Raw genomic sequence first — 17,121 nt, 5'->3', positions numbered from 1 at the left:
GGAGGGTAAGACGTGAACTGGTCGATCTCCTTCGAACCGCTGATCTCCTGGCCGCTGCTGGCCCTGGTGCTGGTGCCGCTGGCCCTGCTCGCGGCCGTCGGCCTGTGGTTTCGCCAGCGCGGCGCGGTCCTGCGCCTCGTCGCATTGCTGGCGCTCGCCGCCGCTCTCTTCAATCCGGTGTTCCTCAACGAGGAGCGCGAGCCGCAGCAAAGCGTGGTTGCCCTGATCGTCGACCGCAGCCAGAGCCAGGACATCGGTGAACGGACCAAACAGACCGACGAGGCGCTGGCCGGGCTTGAGCAGCGCCTCGGCCGCTTCAAGCAGTTCGACGTCCGCGTCGTCGAGGCCGGCAAGTCGGAAGCCGCCGAGGAACGCACGGAAACGCGGCTGTTCGGCGCGCTCGAAAACGCCTTCCGCGACGTGCCGCCCTCGCGCATCGGCGGCGCCGTCATGATCACCGATGGCGAAGTGCATGACGCACCCGCCGGCGCGCCTGATTTCAATGCCCCGCTGCACGCCTTGATCACCGGCAACGACCACGAGAAGGATCGCCGCATACGTTTCGAGAACGCGCCCCGCTTCGCCCTCGTCGGCAAGCCGCTCGATATGACCTATCGCGTCATTTCAACCAGCAACGAGACCGGGCCGGTCGATGTGCGCGTTTCGGTCAATGGCGAGCAGGTCGCGGTCGAGCATGCCACCGTCGGCCAGGCCATGCCGCTGCACGTGACCATTCCCAGCGCCGGGCGCAACATCATCGAACTCGCCATCGATCGCGAGCCGGGCGAGCTCACCGACACCAACAACCGCGCCATCGCGCTGGTCGACGGCATTCGCGAGAACCTGCGCGTGCTGCTCGTCTCCGGCGAGCCGCATGCGGGCGAGCGCACCTGGCGCAATCTGTTGAAATCCGACGCCTCGGTCGATCTCGTCCATTTTACCATCCTGCGGCCACCGGAGAAGCAGGACGGCACGCCGATCAATGAATTGTCGCTGATCGCCTTCCCGACGCGGGAACTGTTCGTCGAGAAGATCAAGGATTTCGACCTGATCATCTTCGACCGCTACCAGCACCGCGACGTGCTGCCGATCCTCTATTACGACTACATCTCCGAATATGTCGAAAAGGGCGGCGCGCTGCTGATTGCGGCCGGACCCGAATATGCCGGTGAAAGCTCGATCGCGCGTACGCCGCTGATGTCGGCGCTGCCGGCGATGCCGACCGGCGAGGTCGTCGACAAGGCGTTCTATCCTCGCCTCACCGACATCGGCCAGCGCCATCCGGTGACGCGCGGTCTCGACGGCTCTGCCAGCGAGCCGCCGCACTGGAGCCGCTGGTTCCGCACCATCGGTGTGCAGAATCCCGAAGGCGAGGTGGTGATGAAGGGAGCCGACAACCGGCCGCTGCTCCTGCTCGACCGCAAGGGAGAAGGTCGCGTCGGCATGCTTCTGTCCGACCAGGGCTGGCTGTGGGCGCGCGGCTTCGAAGGCGGCGGCCCGCATGTCCAGCTCTACCGCCGAATCGCCCACTGGCTGATGAAGGAGCCAGAACTCGAGGAGGAACGGCTGACCGCCGACGGGCGCGGCATGGTGCTGGAAATTCGCCGCCAGACCATGGCCGACGACCCCGGCCCGGCCCAGATCATCACGCCCTCCGGCAAGACCATCACCGTCAAGCTCGAGAAATCCGAACCCGGTGTCTTCCTGGGCAGCGCCCAGACCTCCGAGATCGGCCTTTACCAGGTCGGCAATGGCGACCTTACCGCGCTCGCCCATGTCGGGCCGGTCAACGCACCCGAATTCGCCGACGTCGTTTCCACGCAGGACCGGCTGAAGGCTCCCGCCGAAGCCACCGGCGGCAGCGTTCGCAGGCTTGCGGGATCGACCCTTGGAGGCGGCGACGTGACCTTGCCCTCGATCGTCCCCATACGGTCCTCGGGCGAAGCGTCCGGCGCCGACTGGATCGGCCTGCGCACCACCGACGACAGCGTACTCAAGGCGGTCTCGCGCGTGCCGCTGTTCAGCGGCTTCCTCGGCCTCGGCCTGCTGCTGCTGGCGATGGGTTCGATGTGGTACCGCGAGGGACGATAGGAGCATTTTCCCTCCTCCCCTTGTGGGAGAAGGTAAGAAACCTGCTCTACTCCTCCGGCTCCGTCGTGAACATTAGCGGATAGCCCTTGGCCTTGCCGGCGTCGGTGGCCCGTGTCGCCTTTGTCTCGGCGACGTCCTTGGTGAAGACGGCGACGACGCAGACGCCGCGCCGATGCGCCGTGATCATCACCCGATGCGCCTGGTCTTCGCTGAGCTTGAACTCGCCCTTCAGCACCGTCACCACGAATTCACGCGGCGTGAAATCGTCATTGAGCAGGATGACCTTGTAGAGCTTCGGCCGCTCAGTCTTGGGTAGGGTCTGCGTACGGGGTTTTGTCGTGATTTCAGGCATGGGAACCGGCAATTGCGCGAGCCTCGGCTACGCCCCTATTTTCGCACGGGCGAAAGCGAGCGTCCAATCACAGAGCTATGTGGGAAGTGCGGCCCGCGGTTCAACGGCCCTGGCGGCCGAAGCCGCTCCGGGAGGGCAAGTTTCCGGCAGCATCCGACCGGCGTTCCATCCAGGATGCGACCGGCCAGGCGACGACGCAGATCAGCGTCACGCTGGCAAGTGCGATGAGCAGCCAGGTCTGCGCGGGCGTGATGTAATCCCAGTCGGTGGAAATCACAGGCGCGAACAGTGACGGCTCGGTGCGGCCGCTGGCCGGATCCGGCACGGGACTGGCGGTGAACAGGATCATAAGCCGGGCGGCGCCGGTGGCGACCAGGCTGCCGAACACGATCGAGCGCAGAATGGACGAAAGCCGCCTCTTCATGCGGATTGTCCTACGGCGCCGGCCTTGCAATCGGGTTAAGGCCGATCGAGACAAAGCCGCCGGCGCCGGCTTCGGCCACATCGTTCGGACCTGTCCGTTCGCTTCACTGCCGATACACGGCCTTCGGCTTTTTCGGACAGGAAGAAGGCCGCTCCAGCAAAACGCGACTGGAGCGGCCTTGTCATAAGGCAGGCAGTGTGCCCGACCTGGATTAAGCCTTCGGAGCGACCTTCTTGTCGGTCTTCTTGACAGTCTTCTTCGCCTTCTTGTGCTTCTTGGCAACGACCTTCTTCACCGGAGGCTTGGCGGTCGTGGTCGCCGGAGCGGTGGTCGTCGAGGAAGCAGCCGGAGCGGCGGTCGTGGTGGCAGCGGCGTTGCCGAGAGCCGGCATGGCGAAGGCGAGAGCAACGGCGAGACCGGTGGCGGAGAGGATGGACTTTTTCATGGCTTCATTTCCTTTTCATGCGGGTCGGGTTTCGAGTGTCACTGAACCGGGTCGTTCGGTGTCACCCCCAGCAACTTCAAAGCGTTGGCGAGCATCCGGATACCCTGTGCCTGTCTCTTGGCGGCGCAGTACCGGTTGCCCTTTCTCTGAAGTGCCTTTGCCGCGGTGACCTGCGTTGCCGTGGCATGGGTTTCGAGGGCTTCATCGAATTGGTGGCTGAGATTGGCACACCGCTCGGTCCGGGTGGTGGGCGTCACTTTTGCATCCGATTGTCCAGCAGCGGCTGTGACGAGCGAAATGCCCATCAACGCACCCAACAAACTGATCGACAACCTTGGCATCGGTTAATCCGTGAACCCGGAGACTTGCGTCGCGGCCAAATGACCTGACCGCCACGGCACCGTTATGCCGGCCTAGTTTTTCAGGAGTTTTTCCCGATTATAGAATTTTGTTTCTGGATTGTGTCTGTGCGCCCCGGCGGGAGGCCTCCAGCGCATTCGGTGTGGAGATTGCCAGATTTACCTTGCCTTGAAATCCAAGGCACTGGCCAACATATGGCCCGAATTCTATCGTGTGGGTGGCCGCCTGCCGGCTTGGCAGGTCAACGAAGACAGGATCCCCGTGAAATCCGACGCACACATACTGATCGTCGACGACGACAAGGGCATTCGCGACCTGCTGCAGGAGTTCTTCCAGAAGCGCGGCCTGCACACATCGGTTGCCGCCGACGGCACCGAGATGGAAACGATCCTGCGCCGTGCACAGGTCGATCTCATCGTGCTCGACGTCATGCTGCCCGGCAGGAGCGGGCTGGAACTGTGCCGTGACATCCGGGCCCAGTATTCGACGCCGATCATCATGTTGACCGCCGTCACCGAGACGACAGACCGCGTGGTTGGCCTCGAGATGGGCGCCGACGACTATGTGCCCAAACCTTTCGACCCCCGCGAATTGCTGGCCCGCATACGCGCCGTGCTGCGGCGCAACGGTGCCCCCGAGCCCAAACGCGTCACATCGAAGCAGATCTACCGCTTCGCCGGCTGGACGATGGATTGTTCGCGGCGCCGGCTGACCGCGCCCGACGATGTCAGGGTCGAACTGACCATGGCGGAGTTCAATCTGTTGCAGACCTTCGTCAAGAGCGCACAGCGCGTGCTGACCCGCGACCAGCTCATCGAACTCTCCGGCGGCGATAGCGATTATTCCTTCGACCGCAGCATCGACATCCTGGTCAGCCGGCTGCGGCGCAAGATGGAAGATGACCCCAAGACGCCCAAGCTGATCCTGACGGTGCGCAGCGGCGGCTATCAGTTCCTCCCCGAAACGACTTCCGAATGAGACGTTTCCTGCCGCAGACCCTGCCTGTGTGGGTGCTGCTGATCGTCATTGCCGGCCTGTTGATCAGTCAGGTCGCGACGCTCTACATCGTGTCGCGCGACCGCGCGGCCGCCAATGACGTGGTCGATCTCTACCGCCTCAACGACCGCGCCTATTCGCTGGTGCAGCTGATGCATGCCGCCACGCCCGAGGAGCGCAAGGCGACCGCATCCGGCCTGTTCAACGCCACCTACGCTCTCACGGTTTCAGACACCCCCGCGGTCACCTCGTCGATCGCCGGCGACGATGAACTCGCCGAGCTGGAAGACATTCTCGTTGGACGGCTGTCGAAGTTCGGCGTCACCGACGCGCGCGTCCGGCGCGATCCGGCGACGCAGGAATCCGACAGCCCCGGCGGCGAGGTCATGAACAGGGACGTCGGCCAGGTGGAACGCGATCTCCTGGTGCTGGCGGCGAATTTCGCCCAGAGTGACAAGCTGACCGCCTCGCTGCGCTTCGCCGACGGCCAATGGCTGAACTTCACCGAGCCGATCACGCCGGTCGGCCCGATCCTGAGCTTCGACAGCCTGCCGCTCTATTCGCTGATAGCGGGGCTGGTGGTGATCATGTCGATCTGGTCGCTGCGCCGGCTGACCGCGCCCTACCGGATGATGGAAACCGCCGTGAACCGGATCGGCAATGACCTCAAGAGCCCGCCGATCGCCGAAAGCGGCAGCCGCGAGGTGCGCGCCGCCGCCAAGGCGATCAACGCCATGCAGGCGAGATTGCGTGAATATGTCGAGGACCGTGAGCACCTGGCCGCCGCGCTGGCGCACGACCTGCGCACGCCGATGACCAGGATGCGGCTGCGCCTGGAACTGTTGCGCAAGTCGGCGGTTCGCGAGGCGCTGGCGCACGATCTCGCCGATGTCGAAAGCATCGCCAGTTCGGTCATCGACTTCGCCACTTTCGAGGTGAACGAGGAAAAGAGCGAGCGCATCGACTTCTGGTCGCTGGTGGAATCGATCGCCGACGGCTACACCGAGGTCTCCTTCGACAATGACGATACGCGCTCGCGCGGCCTGATCTGCATGGCGCGGCCGGTCGCGCTCAAGCGCTGCATCACCAACCTTGTCCAGAATGCCGTCACCTACGGCAAGAAGGCGCATCTCTGCCTGTACCGGTCGGGCGACATGATCACGCTGGCCATACGCGACGAAGGGCCGGGCATTCCGCAAGCCCAGATCGACGCCGTGTTCGGATCTTTCGTGCGCCTGGAACAGTCCCGCAACCGCCAGACCGGCGGCCTCGGCCTCGGCCTCACCATCGCCCGCAACATCGCGCGTGCCGCCGGCGGCGAGATCCGCCTGTCCAACCATCCGGACGGCGGCCTGCTGACGGAGCTGCGTCTGCCGCTGGCGACTTGAGACGCGACTGAGGGATTACCGCCGCAGCACCGCGCTCAGCACGTCCCTGATGCCGATCGCGCCGACGAAGCGCGACTGGTCATCGAACAGCGCCACGGGCGCAGTCTGCGACCGGTGCATGGCCAGCATCACGGTCTTCAGCGACGTTCCGGGATTGGCCCAGAACACCTGGGCCGCTTCCTCGGGCTGGCCTTCGACCTCGGCGCAGGACACCCATACCGCCGGCTTGCCGTCACGCTCAGCCGCCGCCACGAGGCCATGGTCGTCGATCTTGAAGCGCGTCGTCTTGCGCCGGTCGAGCCACACCCAGCCGTCCTTGCCCTGTTCGAGATCGCGGCGGTCGCGCATCACGTTCCAGGCGGTGAGCACCGACAGCGGATTCACATTGGCGATGAAGTCGCGGACATAATCGTTAGCGGGCTTGAGCACGATGTCCTCCGCCGCGCCGGTCTGCACGATGCGTCCGCCCTCCATGATTGTGATGTGGCTGCCGATCTTCAGCGCTTCCTCGAGGTCGTGGCTGACGAAGATGATGGTCTTCTTCAGTTCGGCCTGCAGCTGCAGCAACTCGTCTTGCAGCTTGGTGCGGATCAGCGGGTCGAGCGCCGAGAACGGCTCGTCCATCAGAAGGATCGGCGCCTCGGTGGCGAAGGCGCGCGCCAACCCGACGCGCTGCTGCATGCCACCCGAAAGCTCATGCGCGTATTTCTTCGACCACTGCTCGAGATTGACCAGCTTGAGCTGCCTGTGGACGCGCTCCTTGCGCTCGGCATCCGGCACGCCGGCAAGTTCGAGGCCAAGCCCGACATTCTCTTCCACCGTCCGCCACGGCAGCAGGCCGAACTGCTGGAACACCATCGCAACCTGCTTCTGCCGCAGGCGCCGCAAGGTAGCCTCGTCGCAGGTGACGACATCGACGGTGCGGTCGCCATCCTTGACCAGAACCTGGCCGCGCGAGACGACGTTCAGGCGATTGACCGCTCTCAGCAGTGTCGACTTGCCCGAGCCGGACAGACCCATGAGGACGGAAATCTCGCCCTCATGCACGGTAAGGCTGGCGCCGGCACAACCGAGCACATTGCCGGTCTGCTCGAGGATCTCGGCGCGCGTCGCGCCCTTGTCGATGAGCGCCAGCGAACCCGCCTGGTCGGCGCCGAAGACGATATCGACGTTCCTGAAATCGACGGCGACGGTCATTTCTTGCCTCCAACGCCAATGCGGGTCATGCGGTCGAGCACGATGGCGAGCACGACAATGGCGAGCCCGGCCTCGAGGCCGAGATCGATGCGGCGCGAACCGAGCGCGCGGTTGATCTCGGTGCCGAGCCCGCCGGCGCCGATCAGCGCTGCGAACACCACCATCGACAGCGACAGCATGATCGACTGGGTCAGGCCCGCCATGATGGTGGGCAGCGCCGAGGGCAGTTCGACCTTCCACAGCAGCTGGCTCCTGGTGGCGCCGAACGCCTCGCCGGCCTCGATGATCGATTTGGGCACGGAGACGACGCCGAGATGCGTGAGCCGGACCGCGGTCGGGATGACGAAGATGATGGTGACGATGAGGCCGGGCGCGTTGCCAAGGCCGAACAGAGTCAGCACCGGGATCAGGTAGACGAAGGTCGGCAGCGTCTGCATCAGGTCGAGCACCGGCAGCATGAAGCGGTAGACCTTCGGCTTGTGCGCCGCCCAGATGCCGAGCGGCACGCCGATGGCCATCGCCATGGCGGCGGCGGCCACGACCAGCACCAGCGTCTGCACCGTCTGCTTCCACAGGTTCTGGTTGATGATGAAGATCAGGCCGAGGAAGACGCCGATGGCGAGCGGGCGCGAACGCTGCAGCAACCAGGCGATGATGGCGATGATGAGCGCCAGCAGCACCGGCGGCACGACCAGCAGGAGGTCGACCAGGCTGTCGAGAATGAAGTTCAGGCCGTTGGAAAAGGCCCTGAAGACGGTGTCGAAATTGTCGGTGAGAAACCCGAAGAACGCCTTGCCCCATGGGCCGATGGGAATCTTGTAGCTGACCAGGAATTTGGAAATCGGATCCATCTTGCCCCCTCTCCTACCGGCATCGCTTTGCCGCGGTGTCCGCTGTCGTCACGTCATCTTCTCACAGCATATGAAAAAGGGCAGCCTTTTCCAGTGGCTGCCCTTTTGTTCTCACGCGCGCATGCCGAAGTCAGTCGGCTCAGCTTCCCAGTGCGGTCTTGATGGCCGCTGCCGCGTCGCCGCCGTCGAAGGTGGTCACGCCGGCGATCCAGGGTGTCACGGCATCCGGATTTTTCTTCAGCCAGTCGGTGGCGACGGTCTGGGCGTCGCCACCCTTGAGAATGGCGTCCATCAACTGGCCCTCCATGTCCAGGTTGAACTTGAGGTTGGCGATGAGCTTGCCGGCGTTCGGGCACTCGGTGGTGTAGCCCTTGCGCACATTGGTGTGGACGGTGGCGGCACCGAAGCCGCTGTCGCCCATGCCGTCGAGATAGGCGATCTTCATGGCGCCCATCACCGGGTGCGGCGTCCAGCCGAGGAAGGCGATCCACTCATTGTTCTTCATCGACTGCTCGGCCTGCGTCAGCATGCCGGCCTCCGAGGATTCGACCAGTTCGAAGCCTTCGAGATTGTCCTTCGGGTTCTTGATCATGTCGAGGATGATGCGGTTGCCGTCATTGCCGGCCTCGATGCCGTAGATCTTGCCGTCGAACTTGTCCTTGAACTTGCCGAGGTCGGTGAGTGTCTTGACGCCGGCATCCGCCACATAGGTCGGCACGACGATGCCGTAGCCGGCGCCGGTCAGGTTCGTGCTGATGGTCTCCACCGAACCGTCGGCCGTGTAGTCCTTGATGTCGTTGGTCATCGACGGCATCCAGTTGCCCAGGAAGACATCGAGGTCCTTGTTCTTCAGCGACGCCATCGTCACCGGCACCGACAGCTGGATTACCTGCGGCTCGTAGCCGAGCGCCGTGAGCAGCACCGAGGCGATGCCGGTCGTCGCCTGGATATCGGTCCATCCGACATCGGAAAGGCGTACCGCCTTGCAGCTAGCCGGATCCCCGGCGAAGGCAGCGCTCGTCGACAAGAAAGCCGCAAGGCCGAGGCCTGCGACGAAGGAATTCATACGCGACATGAACTTTCTCCCATTTCGATTCTTTGGCGAGGCGAAGTCACGGTTTTTGTGCCCGCCTTGTTTCGTCAGCCAAACACCATTCTCGTGCGGTTTCAAGCATTAAGGCAATCACGATCAACGGCGCTGGCTGGCCGATCAGCGACACGTCAGCCGCTTTTTCCATGCGAGCCGGCTTTTTTGGTGGAAGGCCTGCCAGGGGCCTTCCCCGGGCCCGGCCAAGTGGGCTTAAAAGGGCGCCATGGCCAAACTGTATTTCCACTACGCGACGATGAATGCGGGCAAGACGACGATGCTCCTGCAGGCGTCGTACAATTACCGCGAGCGCGGCATGACGACGATGCTGTTCGTCGCCGGCCACTACCGCAAGGGCGACACCGGCCTGATTTCGTCACGCATCGGACTGGAAACGGAAGCCGAGATGTTTCGTGACGGCGACGACCTGTTCGCCCGCGTCGCCGAACATCATCAGCACGGTGCCGTGCATTGCGTCTTCGTCGACGAGGCGCAGTTCCTCGAGGAGGAGCAGGTCTGGCAGCTCGCCCGGATCGCCGACCGGCTCGACATTCCGGTCATGTGCTATGGCCTGCGCACGGATTTCCAGGGCAAGCTGTTTTCCGGCTCGCGCGCGTTGCTGGCCATAGCCGATGAGCTGCGCGAAGTGCGCACCATCTGCCGCTGCGGCCGCAAGGCGACGATGGTGGTGCGCCTCGGCCCCGACGGCAAGGTCGCTCGGCAGGGCGAACAGGTGGCGATCGGCAAGGACGTCTATGTCTCGCTCTGCCGTCGCCATTGGGAAGAAGAAATGGGTCGCGCCGCCCCCGACGATTTCATCGGCTTTGTCGCGCCTTGACCGGGCTGTGGCATCACGGCCGCCACACTTGCCGCCATCGATCGGCTTTCGCGATCCCGCCACGATGCAGCGTTTGTTAAGGCCCCGGTCCTATTCTGCGTCCTCTCGTTCCAGCCAGAACTCGTCGGGGATAGCCATGTTTCGAGCCGCTTCGTCTGCCGCAGCCTTTCTGCTTGCCGGCGTCCTTGCCGCCCATGCCGGCGGCGATCCGGCACTGGGCAAGAGGGTCTTCAACCGATGCCTTGCCTGCCATGAAGCAGCGAGCGACCGCGACAAGGTCGGCCCGCATCTGATGGGTGTCGTCGGCCGCGCCGCCGGCAGTGCCGAGAGCTTCCTCGGCCATTACTCCGAAGCGATGAAGAGTGCAGGCGCCGCCGGTCTCGTCTGGGACGAGGCCAACCTCGCCGAGTATCTGAAGGCGCCGCGGCAAAAAGTGCCCGGCAACAAGATGGCCTTTGCCGGCCTGAGCAGCGATGACGACATCGCCAACGTCATCGCTTATCTGAAGGCCGATCCCAAGCCCTGAGCCAGGATTATTCCGTCCCGCGACGGACGCCGAGCTGCCACCGTCCTCACCGCGCTCAATGCTCTGTCGGATTTCAGGCATTCGTGGCAGCGGGGATTGAATGCCTGGCCGTCATCCGCCGACGTTGAAGTTCAACGACAGTTGAACCACGCGCATTCGAAACGATCCTTTCGCCATGATCGCCGATCGATTGCGTTTCAAGGGCGCGGGCAAGGTTTTTGTTTTCGAAGCGCCCGTGTCTTCACGTCTTTCAATCCCCTGAAGCCCCACATATATTCGCCGCTGTTCGCAATCAGCGACCTGATGCCGGAGCGGGAGGCCCTTATGGCGACATTGCAGAATTTCGATGCTGAAATTGCCAGGACCAAGCAGGTCGTCCAGGACATGCGCACCAAGATAGACCAGTCCGGCGCCGTGCTCGACAAACTTGCCACCGCCGACAAGAAGATCGGCGACGCCAATTTCGACATCGAGAACGCCCGCATCGAAGACGTGCTGAAGCAGCAGAAGGTGATGGAAGGCAACATCGCCGACCTGATCATCGGGCTGGAGGACGCCACCAACGTTTTCGGCGCCGAGTTCGAGAGCATGAAGAACTACACCGGCTGGGAAAACTTCATCGGCATCTTCTCCAGCCAGCGCAAGCAGCGTCTGCGCACCGACCGCGTCCGCAACATGTCACTGGCGGGCAACCTGCAGGAACTGCTGGCCAAGTCCGACACCATCGTCGGCATATTGAAGGCGCAGAAAGAAGTCCTCGACCAGCGCTACAAAACCTCCGAGACCAGCCTGTCGCAGGTTATCGAGCGCCGCAAGGCCACCATGTCCAACCTGGAAACCGTGCAGAAGCGCATCGAGGAGCTCAATCCGATGCTGCTCGACATCGAAAACAAGATCGCGGCCTCCACCAGCCAGAAGGAACGCACGCAGCTCGAAGGCGAACGTTCCAAGCTCGCCACGGAATACAATGAGAAGCAGGCCAAGGAACAGGAGTTGCTGGCCGAGAGCCAGACGCTGGAGCGCTACACCTCGATGTTCCAGACCTTCGTCGATTCGCTCAACAACCAGATCGCCGCACAGTCGACCCTGATCAACAAGCTGACCATCGACACCGAGCAGCGCATCGTCCTCTACAAGGCACTGGAGGATTCGCTGAAGACCGCCGCCCAGCAGGATGTGGCCCACAAGATCAACACGCTGGGCAGCCAGGTCGACAACACCGCCGAGGAGACCATGGCCGGCATCGGCGCCGCCTCGCAGAAGCACATTGGCGACCTGCTCGAGATGCACGAGAAGAATATGGTTGCCACCGCCGACATCCAGCGCCGCAAGAAGCTGGCCGACGACGCCTTCGCCCGCCGTTTCGACGAAGTGCTGAAGAAGCACAATTCGGCCAATTACGTGCAGTCGTAATTGCCGCCCGCACCGGTGCGACAATGCCATGGCCAATAGCATGACCTCCGAAAACGACGCGGCGGCGCGGTATTTCTCGGCAATCACGGCAGCGCTCAGCGGGCTGGAAGTGTTCATGCGCGACGATCGCTCGCCGCTCTACCGGCACGGCATCGTCGCCAAGATCGTCGCGGAATACATCGCCCGGCTCGACAAGTCGTTCTCCTGCTGGCGCAACCGGCTGGGCTTCATGGACACGTTCCGCATTTCGCGCGCCGAAAGCGGATTCCCGGTGTTCCAGAACCTGCTTGAGCTCGAAAACGACCGCCGCCAGGCTGACACGCGGCTCGCCAACATCCCGCTGGCCGACGAATTGCGCGAGGAGATGGCCGACTTCATCCTGCGCCACAAGGAATTCCCCCAAGCGCTGCAGAAGTCGATGGCCGAGAGGCTTTATCTCGAGGACGTCAAGAGCGAGCAGACCTTCGGCCCCTTCACCCTGGCGCAGACGGCCAAGGTTTCCGTCAATCCGAAGACGGCGCGGCCCTACTACCTCGTCCATTGGGCGACCTTCGACGGCAGCGCCAACCTGCCGCTGGTCTACATGGTGACGGTGGAAGATTCCTCCGAAGACATGATCCGCCAGCTCGTCGACCGCAATGGCAAGCTCAACGACCAGATCGACATTCCATTGCCAGTCGATGGCCTGCTCAATCCCGAGCTTGCCCATCGCTTCGACGATTTCACCGAGAAGAACTCGGCCTATACGCTGTCGCCGGCAACGATCGCCGTCAACCTCGACAAGGATTTCGAGCCGCTGCACCCCAAGCAGCTTCGGCGCGTCGTGCTCGGCCCCTTCTATTCGGCCGGGATCACCGACAACAATTCTACGGTGACCGAGGTTCTGGCCAAGGTGCGCAAGCCGGAGAACGCCTGGCTGCTGACCTGGACCATCCAGGAGGTTTACTCCAAGGGCGAAAAACCCGGCCGCAGGGGGCTGTTTTCAAGCGAGAAGACGACGCAGGAGTTCTTCATCAACACCGACGACCTCGAGGCCGCGCGCCAGGGCGTGTCGAGCTACGAGAACCACGCATTGATCCCGCACGAGGCCTACCAGGCGCTCTATGCCGCCGGCGAAGCGCAGAAGATCTTTTCCGGCTACAAGGTTCACATCCTGTCGAATGGGCAGGTCATCTCGGACGTCTGACCGTCACACCACGGAGCAACCTTCATGGATACCGGCCTGACCACCATCCCGGAAGCGGCGATCGAGAAGCACCGCGCCACCGCGCAGAGCTTCATCACCCGCATCGTCGTGCTGGAAGACCCGTCCAGCTCCTCCGGCACCGCGCTTGCCGGCACCAATCGCCGCTTCGTCTCCACCGTCTCTGTCGGTTCGGTGCGCCGCACGCGCGAGGTCGAGCTGGCGAAGACCGTCGGCGCCGTTCACCCCGACGACCAGTTGCTGACCATCCCGCAGCACACACTTTTGTTTCGTGCCCGGCGCGGCACGGCGCTCGCGCTCGCCATATCGGATGTTTTCGCCGAAGGCTCGGATCTCGAAAGCCTGCAGGCCAGGAACACCCGCGCTCCCCTCGAAGGCGACGAGGCCACCACCTTCAAGAAGCTTCTGTCGGCCTCGGCTTACATTTCCGCCTTCAGCCTGTCCTCCTACCTGTTCCAGCTCATCGACAGCGATGGCGAGGCGCCCAACGACATTCCCGAGCCGGATTTCCTCTTCGACACGCCGCAGGACGCGGTGAAGTCGATCCTGGCCGGTCTCGACAAGGCGATTTCGGGTGCATCCGACGATGCCGACCTGATGACCAGGGCGCGCGCCTTCGCCCGCGTCGCCATCGATGGGCTGCTGTCGCGAAAGGGCCGCTTCGACGGTATCGGCCCGTTCGAGAACGCGCATATCCGCATCGATGCCGACGATTTCACGCTCGACGGCTTCGACGTCGCGCCGGGCAAGCGTTCCAGGCCGCTGGTGATGACCTTCAAGAAACCGGAAGAGGTCGTCGGCAACCACATCGCCAAATATCAGTCGGTCAAGCTCGCCAAGATGTTGATGGCCTATGATTTCGAGCGCGAGCTGAACCCGTTCGTCGAGCTCGGCGGCTTCCTGTTCACCTTCATCGGCGACGGCGCGCCGGGCACCGGCAAGACGACGCTGATCCAGATGATTGCCGGTCTCGTCAATGGTTACTGCCAGGTCGCCGGTTATCCCTTCGCCTACGAGAATTTCGGCGTCGACCAGATCTCGTCCTATCAGGGCAAGTCCGGCCAGAACTGCCGCCAGTTCATCAACAATGTGTTGAACCCGCGCGTCATCGGTTTCGGCACCATCGACGACGTCGACCAGGTGGCGGCGCGCCGTTCCGACGACCGCGCCTCGGCCGGCCAGCAGGAGATCACCGGCGTGCTGATGGACGCCTTCGCCGGTGCCGCCACAGTGGTGCGCGGCAACTGCTCGTTCGGCATGTTCTCCAACTATCCCGAAAATGTCGACGATGCGCTGCGCCAGCGCGCCGGCGCCCGCTGGCTGGTCGACGGGCCGCAGACGCGTGACGATTACATCGACATTTTCGTGCTGCTCGCCGGCAAGAACCACAAGATCCCGCTCGGCGACCACGAACTCTACGCCGCGCAGGAGATCCAGCGCGCCGTGGCCGAAGCCTATGAGGAGCACAAGAAGCCGCGGGAGGACGGGCTGATCCGGGTCCATGAGCGCTACATGAAGGAGAATGGCGCGCCCAAGACCATGGCCGACATCGGCACCTATCTGCACCTGATCAAGCAGGCCGAGCCGCGCTTCACCGGCCGCGCCATCAAGAACGTCACCGACGCCATCAAGATGCGCGCCATGGACATCGAGCTTCCCGACGACTGGTTCGAAAAACCAGAGGTTTTCATGCACAAGAGCTATGACGAGAAGAAAGCGATGATCGAGCAACTGCGCGGCCCGTTCTCGATGGACATGGTCATGCAGGAGATCAACCGCTACGCCGACAGCGAGTTCCGCTACTCCGACAAGTCCGACGACTCCGCCGTGGAAAAGCTGCTGCGCGACGCGCGGCTGCGCGAACGGGCAGCGCGTGAGATGGAGGAGATGAAGAAAAAGGGGCTGTGGAATGCTTGAGCTTCCTTCGAAGCCAGCAGGTGCTGAAAGGTTTGGCGCTAGCGCTGACGCCCCCCCTCTCCCCGTCCTTCACGGGGAGAGGGTAAGGGTGAGGGGCAGCGCATGCGTGGACCATTAATCGAGACGACCAAGCGAGCAAGACGATTGGGTCAGTCGGACAATGACGCCGAAGATGCGCTTTGGATGGAATTGCGCGACCGCAGACTGAACGGGTACAAATTCGTGCGACAGTTTCCGATAGGCAGCTACTTTGCTGATTTTGCCTGCAGAGAATGCCAGCTGGTTGTCGAAGTGGACGGCAGTCAACACGCTGACAACAAATATGATCGGGTCCGTGACCAATTCATGGTTTCAAATGATTGGTCTGTACTCCGCTTTTGGAACGCGGACGTATTAAAGGAACGAGACGCGGTGCTCGAGACTATATTGGCGGCTATCGAACGGCGCCTCGATCGCCATATCGAGACGAACAATCTTCGATTTATCGCCGCCAAAGGCTATGGGGAGACATGTCCTTGACCGTCAGCGCCGCCCCTCACCCTTACCCTCTCCCCGTGAAGGACGGGGAGAGGGGGGCGTCAGCGTTGGCGCTTCGCCTTACCAAGCAAAGCCTCTTGGGCTCTTCGACATGAACGCCCGCAAACCCGATCTCCTGCGCGACAACGAGCTCATTTACGGCCGGCTGCTCGTCGTCGACGAGCCGCATCTCATCGAGCGCTACAACAAGGCGCTTGCCGCCTTTGGCCTCGAGCCCACCAAGCTGAAGAGCTTCCAGATCGACCGCACCGGTTTTTCGCCGGAAGTGGCGGAGGAATGCGGCAACTACGGCTACCTCGATCCCAATGAGGTCAACCGCCGCTTCATCATCCTGACGCCGTCGCAGATCGACCTGCCGGTGGTGCACACCGCCTTCTCCAACACCTCGCAGCTGATGTTCGAGTTCATGTCCAGGAATCAGCGCGCCATAGACGCGCTGACCATCAAGGATGTCATCTACGGCGAGATCGAGGATTCCATTCCCAAGGTCAACGATATCGAGGATCTGCTGTCGATCAACCAAGTCGAATTCAAGGTGCTGTCGGCCGAAGATGTGCTGGGCAAGGCCGCGGAGCTCGGCAAGCTCGTCGACCGCCTGAAACAGGAGCCTGACGCCTGGCGCGACAACGCCATGCTCACCCGCATGGTGGAACTGGCCAAGATCTGCGGCGACATCCGCGAGAACGCGCTGGTGCCCGACCAGGTAATCTTCCGCCACAACGCCTACTGGACCAGCCATTTCGGCGGGCTCTACGTGTTCGTCGACCCCGACATGACGACCGTCATCAGCGATCCGGCGGCCCCCGGGTTCCGCCGCTCGCGGCCGTGGCAGGTAAGCTATCTCTCGATCAAGGACGCCGACAAGGTGTTCAAGTTCCTCGCCGCCACCGGCCGCATCGAACTGCCGCGCGCCTCCTGGATCGAAGCCTCGGGCTATCTCGAGCACCGCGCCGAGATGGTGGTGCGCGCGCTGATCCGCGACGCCGAGCCGGATCGCAATCTGACCGACGTCGACAAGGTCTGGCTGCAGACCTGGATCCAGGGTCATGCCGACCTGATCACCAGGGACGGCAATTTCCCCTTCCTCAACGCCGCCAAGCGCGAGATTGCCCAGCTCGGCCATCTCAAGATCGAGGATGTGTTCCCGCAGCAGCGCTTCCTGGTGGTCCGCGCCAAGCCCGACCATCCCGACGCCTGGCTGACCAACCGGCTGATCTCGGATTTCGTGCCGTCGGACTTCGTCTCGCGCTACGTCTTCAACAAGCAGGGCTTCTACAAGGACTATGAGGGCTTCAGCGACGCCTGGCGATCGCATGTTGTGGACATTCTGAAAACCACATATCTGAAGGACAAGGTGGCGTTCCGCACGCGCCTTTACGGCCTGACTGACTAGAACGAAACCGGCCGTCATTTCGTTCTAACTTGTTGTATTGGCGCATGATGTTATCCAGAAAAGTCTGTAGCTTTTTGGCATCGTGCTTTGAGGGGTGACACA

The 17,121-nt window shown here is 62.8% G+C and carries 18 protein-coding genes; 10 read left to right on the top strand and 8 right to left on the bottom strand.

From position 1 onward, the window contains the following. Positions 1-12: 12 nt before the first annotated feature. The gene (locus FJ946_RS25940) at positions 13-2,091 is read left to right on the top strand and encodes a hypothetical protein (RefSeq protein ID WP_140567102.1); all 2,079 of its coding nucleotides are present in this window, start codon (positions 13-15) and stop codon (positions 2,089-2,091) included. Positions 2,092-2,137: 46 nt separating this feature from the next. On the opposite strand, the gene clpS is transcribed toward FJ946_RS25940, so the two are convergent. From clpS to FJ946_RS25920, 4 genes are all read right to left on the bottom strand, one after another. After that, a complete protein-coding gene (gene clpS, locus FJ946_RS25935) occupies positions 2,138-2,443 on the bottom strand; it encodes an ATP-dependent Clp protease adapter ClpS (RefSeq protein WP_140496053.1) in 306 nt (101 codons plus the stop codon). A 100-nt stretch (positions 2,444-2,543) separates the two neighbouring features. Next, positions 2,544-2,867, bottom strand: coding sequence for a hypothetical protein (locus FJ946_RS25930; RefSeq protein ID WP_140496054.1), 324 nt, complete (start codon positions 2,865-2,867; stop codon positions 2,544-2,546). Between the two features lie 211 nt (positions 2,868-3,078). Then, complete coding sequence (locus FJ946_RS25925) at positions 3,079-3,312, bottom strand: hypothetical protein (protein ID WP_140496055.1); 234 nt, start codon at positions 3,310-3,312, stop codon at positions 3,079-3,081. A 38-nt stretch (positions 3,313-3,350) separates the two neighbouring features. Continuing rightward, positions 3,351-3,653 carry a hypothetical protein gene (locus FJ946_RS25920; protein ID WP_140567105.1) on the bottom strand — a complete coding sequence of 101 codons (303 nt, stop codon included), beginning with the start codon at positions 3,651-3,653 and terminating at the stop codon, positions 3,351-3,353. 280 nt (positions 3,654-3,933) lie between these two features. On the opposite strand from FJ946_RS25920, the gene FJ946_RS25915 reads away from it, so the two are divergent. Together FJ946_RS25915 and FJ946_RS25910 are read left to right on the top strand one after the other, a co-directional pair. Beyond that, complete coding sequence (locus FJ946_RS25915; RefSeq protein WP_140561408.1) at positions 3,934-4,650, top strand: response regulator transcription factor; 717 nt, start codon at positions 3,934-3,936, stop codon at positions 4,648-4,650. Continuing rightward, a complete protein-coding gene (locus FJ946_RS25910) occupies positions 4,647-6,056 on the top strand; it encodes an ATP-binding protein (protein WP_140567108.1) in 1,410 nt (469 codons plus the stop codon). The genes FJ946_RS25915 and FJ946_RS25910 overlap by 4 nt, the downstream gene beginning before the upstream one ends. A 15-nt stretch (positions 6,057-6,071) precedes the next feature. Here the strand turns inward: FJ946_RS25910 and choV are convergent, their stop codons facing one another. From choV to FJ946_RS31500, 4 genes are all read right to left on the bottom strand, one after another. After that, a complete protein-coding gene (choV, locus tag FJ946_RS25905; RefSeq protein WP_140496059.1) occupies positions 6,072-7,253 on the bottom strand; it encodes a choline ABC transporter ATP-binding protein in 1,182 nt (393 codons plus the stop codon). Beyond that, positions 7,250-8,104, bottom strand: coding sequence for a choline ABC transporter permease subunit (gene choW, locus FJ946_RS25900; RefSeq protein WP_140567114.1), 855 nt, complete (start codon positions 8,102-8,104; stop codon positions 7,250-7,252). The genes choV and choW overlap by 4 nt, the downstream gene beginning before the upstream one ends. Before the next feature lie 139 nt (positions 8,105-8,243). Further along, a complete protein-coding gene (locus FJ946_RS25895; RefSeq protein WP_140567116.1) occupies positions 8,244-9,179 on the bottom strand; it encodes a choline ABC transporter substrate-binding protein in 936 nt (311 codons plus the stop codon). A gap of 37 nt (positions 9,180-9,216) precedes the next feature. Further along, positions 9,217-9,342, bottom strand: a complete 126-nt coding sequence (locus FJ946_RS31500; protein ID WP_263483040.1) for a hypothetical protein — start codon at positions 9,340-9,342, stop codon at positions 9,217-9,219. 75 nt (positions 9,343-9,417) lie between these two features. On the opposite strand from FJ946_RS31500, the gene FJ946_RS25890 reads away from it, so the two are divergent. The 7 genes from FJ946_RS25890 to FJ946_RS25860 all read left to right on the top strand — a co-directional run bounded on the left by FJ946_RS25890 (position 9,418) and on the right by FJ946_RS25860 (position 17,019). Beyond that, on the top strand, positions 9,418-10,029 hold the full coding sequence (locus FJ946_RS25890; RefSeq protein ID WP_140516940.1) for a thymidine kinase: 612 nt from the start codon (positions 9,418-9,420) through the stop codon (positions 10,027-10,029). A 136-nt stretch (positions 10,030-10,165) separates the two neighbouring features. Continuing rightward, positions 10,166-10,555, top strand: a complete 390-nt coding sequence (locus tag FJ946_RS25885; RefSeq protein WP_140567119.1) for a cytochrome c family protein — start codon at positions 10,166-10,168, stop codon at positions 10,553-10,555. Positions 10,556-10,879: 324 nt separating this feature from the next. Beyond that, positions 10,880-11,968, top strand: coding sequence for a hypothetical protein (locus tag FJ946_RS25880; protein WP_140496064.1), 1,089 nt, complete (start codon positions 10,880-10,882; stop codon positions 11,966-11,968). 40 nt (positions 11,969-12,008) lie between these two features. Further along, positions 12,009-13,154 (top strand): hypothetical protein, encoded by a 1,146-nt coding sequence (locus tag FJ946_RS25875; RefSeq protein WP_140496065.1) that lies wholly within the window; start codon positions 12,009-12,011, stop codon positions 13,152-13,154. Positions 13,155-13,178: 24 nt separating this feature from the next. Then, entirely contained in the window at positions 13,179-15,089 is a 1,911-nt protein-coding gene (locus tag FJ946_RS25870) for an ATP-binding protein (RefSeq protein ID WP_140496066.1), read from the top strand. 102 nt (positions 15,090-15,191) lie between these two features. Further along, complete coding sequence (locus FJ946_RS25865; protein WP_140524926.1) at positions 15,192-15,608, top strand: DUF559 domain-containing protein; 417 nt, start codon at positions 15,192-15,194, stop codon at positions 15,606-15,608. A gap of 109 nt (positions 15,609-15,717) precedes the next feature. Next, positions 15,718-17,019: a DUF6638 family protein gene (locus FJ946_RS25860; RefSeq protein ID WP_140567122.1), complete on the top strand. Its 1,302-nt coding sequence runs from the start codon at positions 15,718-15,720 to the stop codon at positions 17,017-17,019. Positions 17,020-17,121: the final 102 nt, after the last annotated feature.

The sequence above is a fragment of the Mesorhizobium sp. B2-4-7 genome (assembly GCF_006442685.1).
In the GTDB taxonomy this organism is placed as follows: Bacteria; Pseudomonadota; Alphaproteobacteria; order Rhizobiales; family Rhizobiaceae; genus Mesorhizobium.
This window is presented reverse-complemented; position numbering and strand designations above follow the sequence as displayed.

Bases quoted from the DNA above. Each gene is read 5' to 3' on its own strand.
- FJ946_RS25910 (WP_140567108.1), top strand. From the start codon at position 4,647: ATGAGACGTTTCCTGCCGCAGACCCTGCCTGTGTGGGTGCTGCTGATC.
- FJ946_RS25920 (WP_140567105.1), bottom strand. From the start codon at position 3,653: ATGCCAAGGTTGTCGATCAGTTTGTTGGGTGCGTTGATGGGCATTTCG.
- FJ946_RS25880 (WP_140496064.1), top strand. From the start codon at position 10,880: ATGGCGACATTGCAGAATTTCGATGCTGAAATTGCCAGGACCAAGCAG.
- FJ946_RS25865 (WP_140524926.1), top strand. From the start codon at position 15,192: ATGCGTGGACCATTAATCGAGACGACCAAGCGAGCAAGACGATTGGGT.
- FJ946_RS25890 (WP_140516940.1), top strand. From the start codon at position 9,418: ATGGCCAAACTGTATTTCCACTACGCGACGATGAATGCGGGCAAGACG.
- FJ946_RS25860 (WP_140567122.1), top strand. From the start codon at position 15,718: ATGAACGCCCGCAAACCCGATCTCCTGCGCGACAACGAGCTCATTTAC.
- FJ946_RS25885 (WP_140567119.1), top strand. From the start codon at position 10,166: ATGTTTCGAGCCGCTTCGTCTGCCGCAGCCTTTCTGCTTGCCGGCGTC.
- FJ946_RS25930 (WP_140496054.1), bottom strand. From the start codon at position 2,867: ATGAAGAGGCGGCTTTCGTCCATTCTGCGCTCGATCGTGTTCGGCAGC.
- clpS (WP_140496053.1), bottom strand. From the start codon at position 2,443: ATGCCTGAAATCACGACAAAACCCCGTACGCAGACCCTACCCAAGACT.
- FJ946_RS31500 (WP_263483040.1), bottom strand. From the start codon at position 9,342: ATGGAAAAAGCGGCTGACGTGTCGCTGATCGGCCAGCCAGCGCCGTTG.
- FJ946_RS25870 (WP_140496066.1), top strand. From the start codon at position 13,179: ATGGATACCGGCCTGACCACCATCCCGGAAGCGGCGATCGAGAAGCAC.
- choW (WP_140567114.1), bottom strand. From the start codon at position 8,104: ATGGATCCGATTTCCAAATTCCTGGTCAGCTACAAGATTCCCATCGGC.
- FJ946_RS25925 (WP_140496055.1), bottom strand. From the start codon at position 3,312: ATGAAAAAGTCCATCCTCTCCGCCACCGGTCTCGCCGTTGCTCTCGCC.
- choV (WP_140496059.1), bottom strand. From the start codon at position 7,253: ATGACCGTCGCCGTCGATTTCAGGAACGTCGATATCGTCTTCGGCGCC.
- FJ946_RS25895 (WP_140567116.1), bottom strand. From the start codon at position 9,179: ATGTCGCGTATGAATTCCTTCGTCGCAGGCCTCGGCCTTGCGGCTTTC.
- FJ946_RS25875 (WP_140496065.1), top strand. From the start codon at position 12,009: ATGACCTCCGAAAACGACGCGGCGGCGCGGTATTTCTCGGCAATCACG.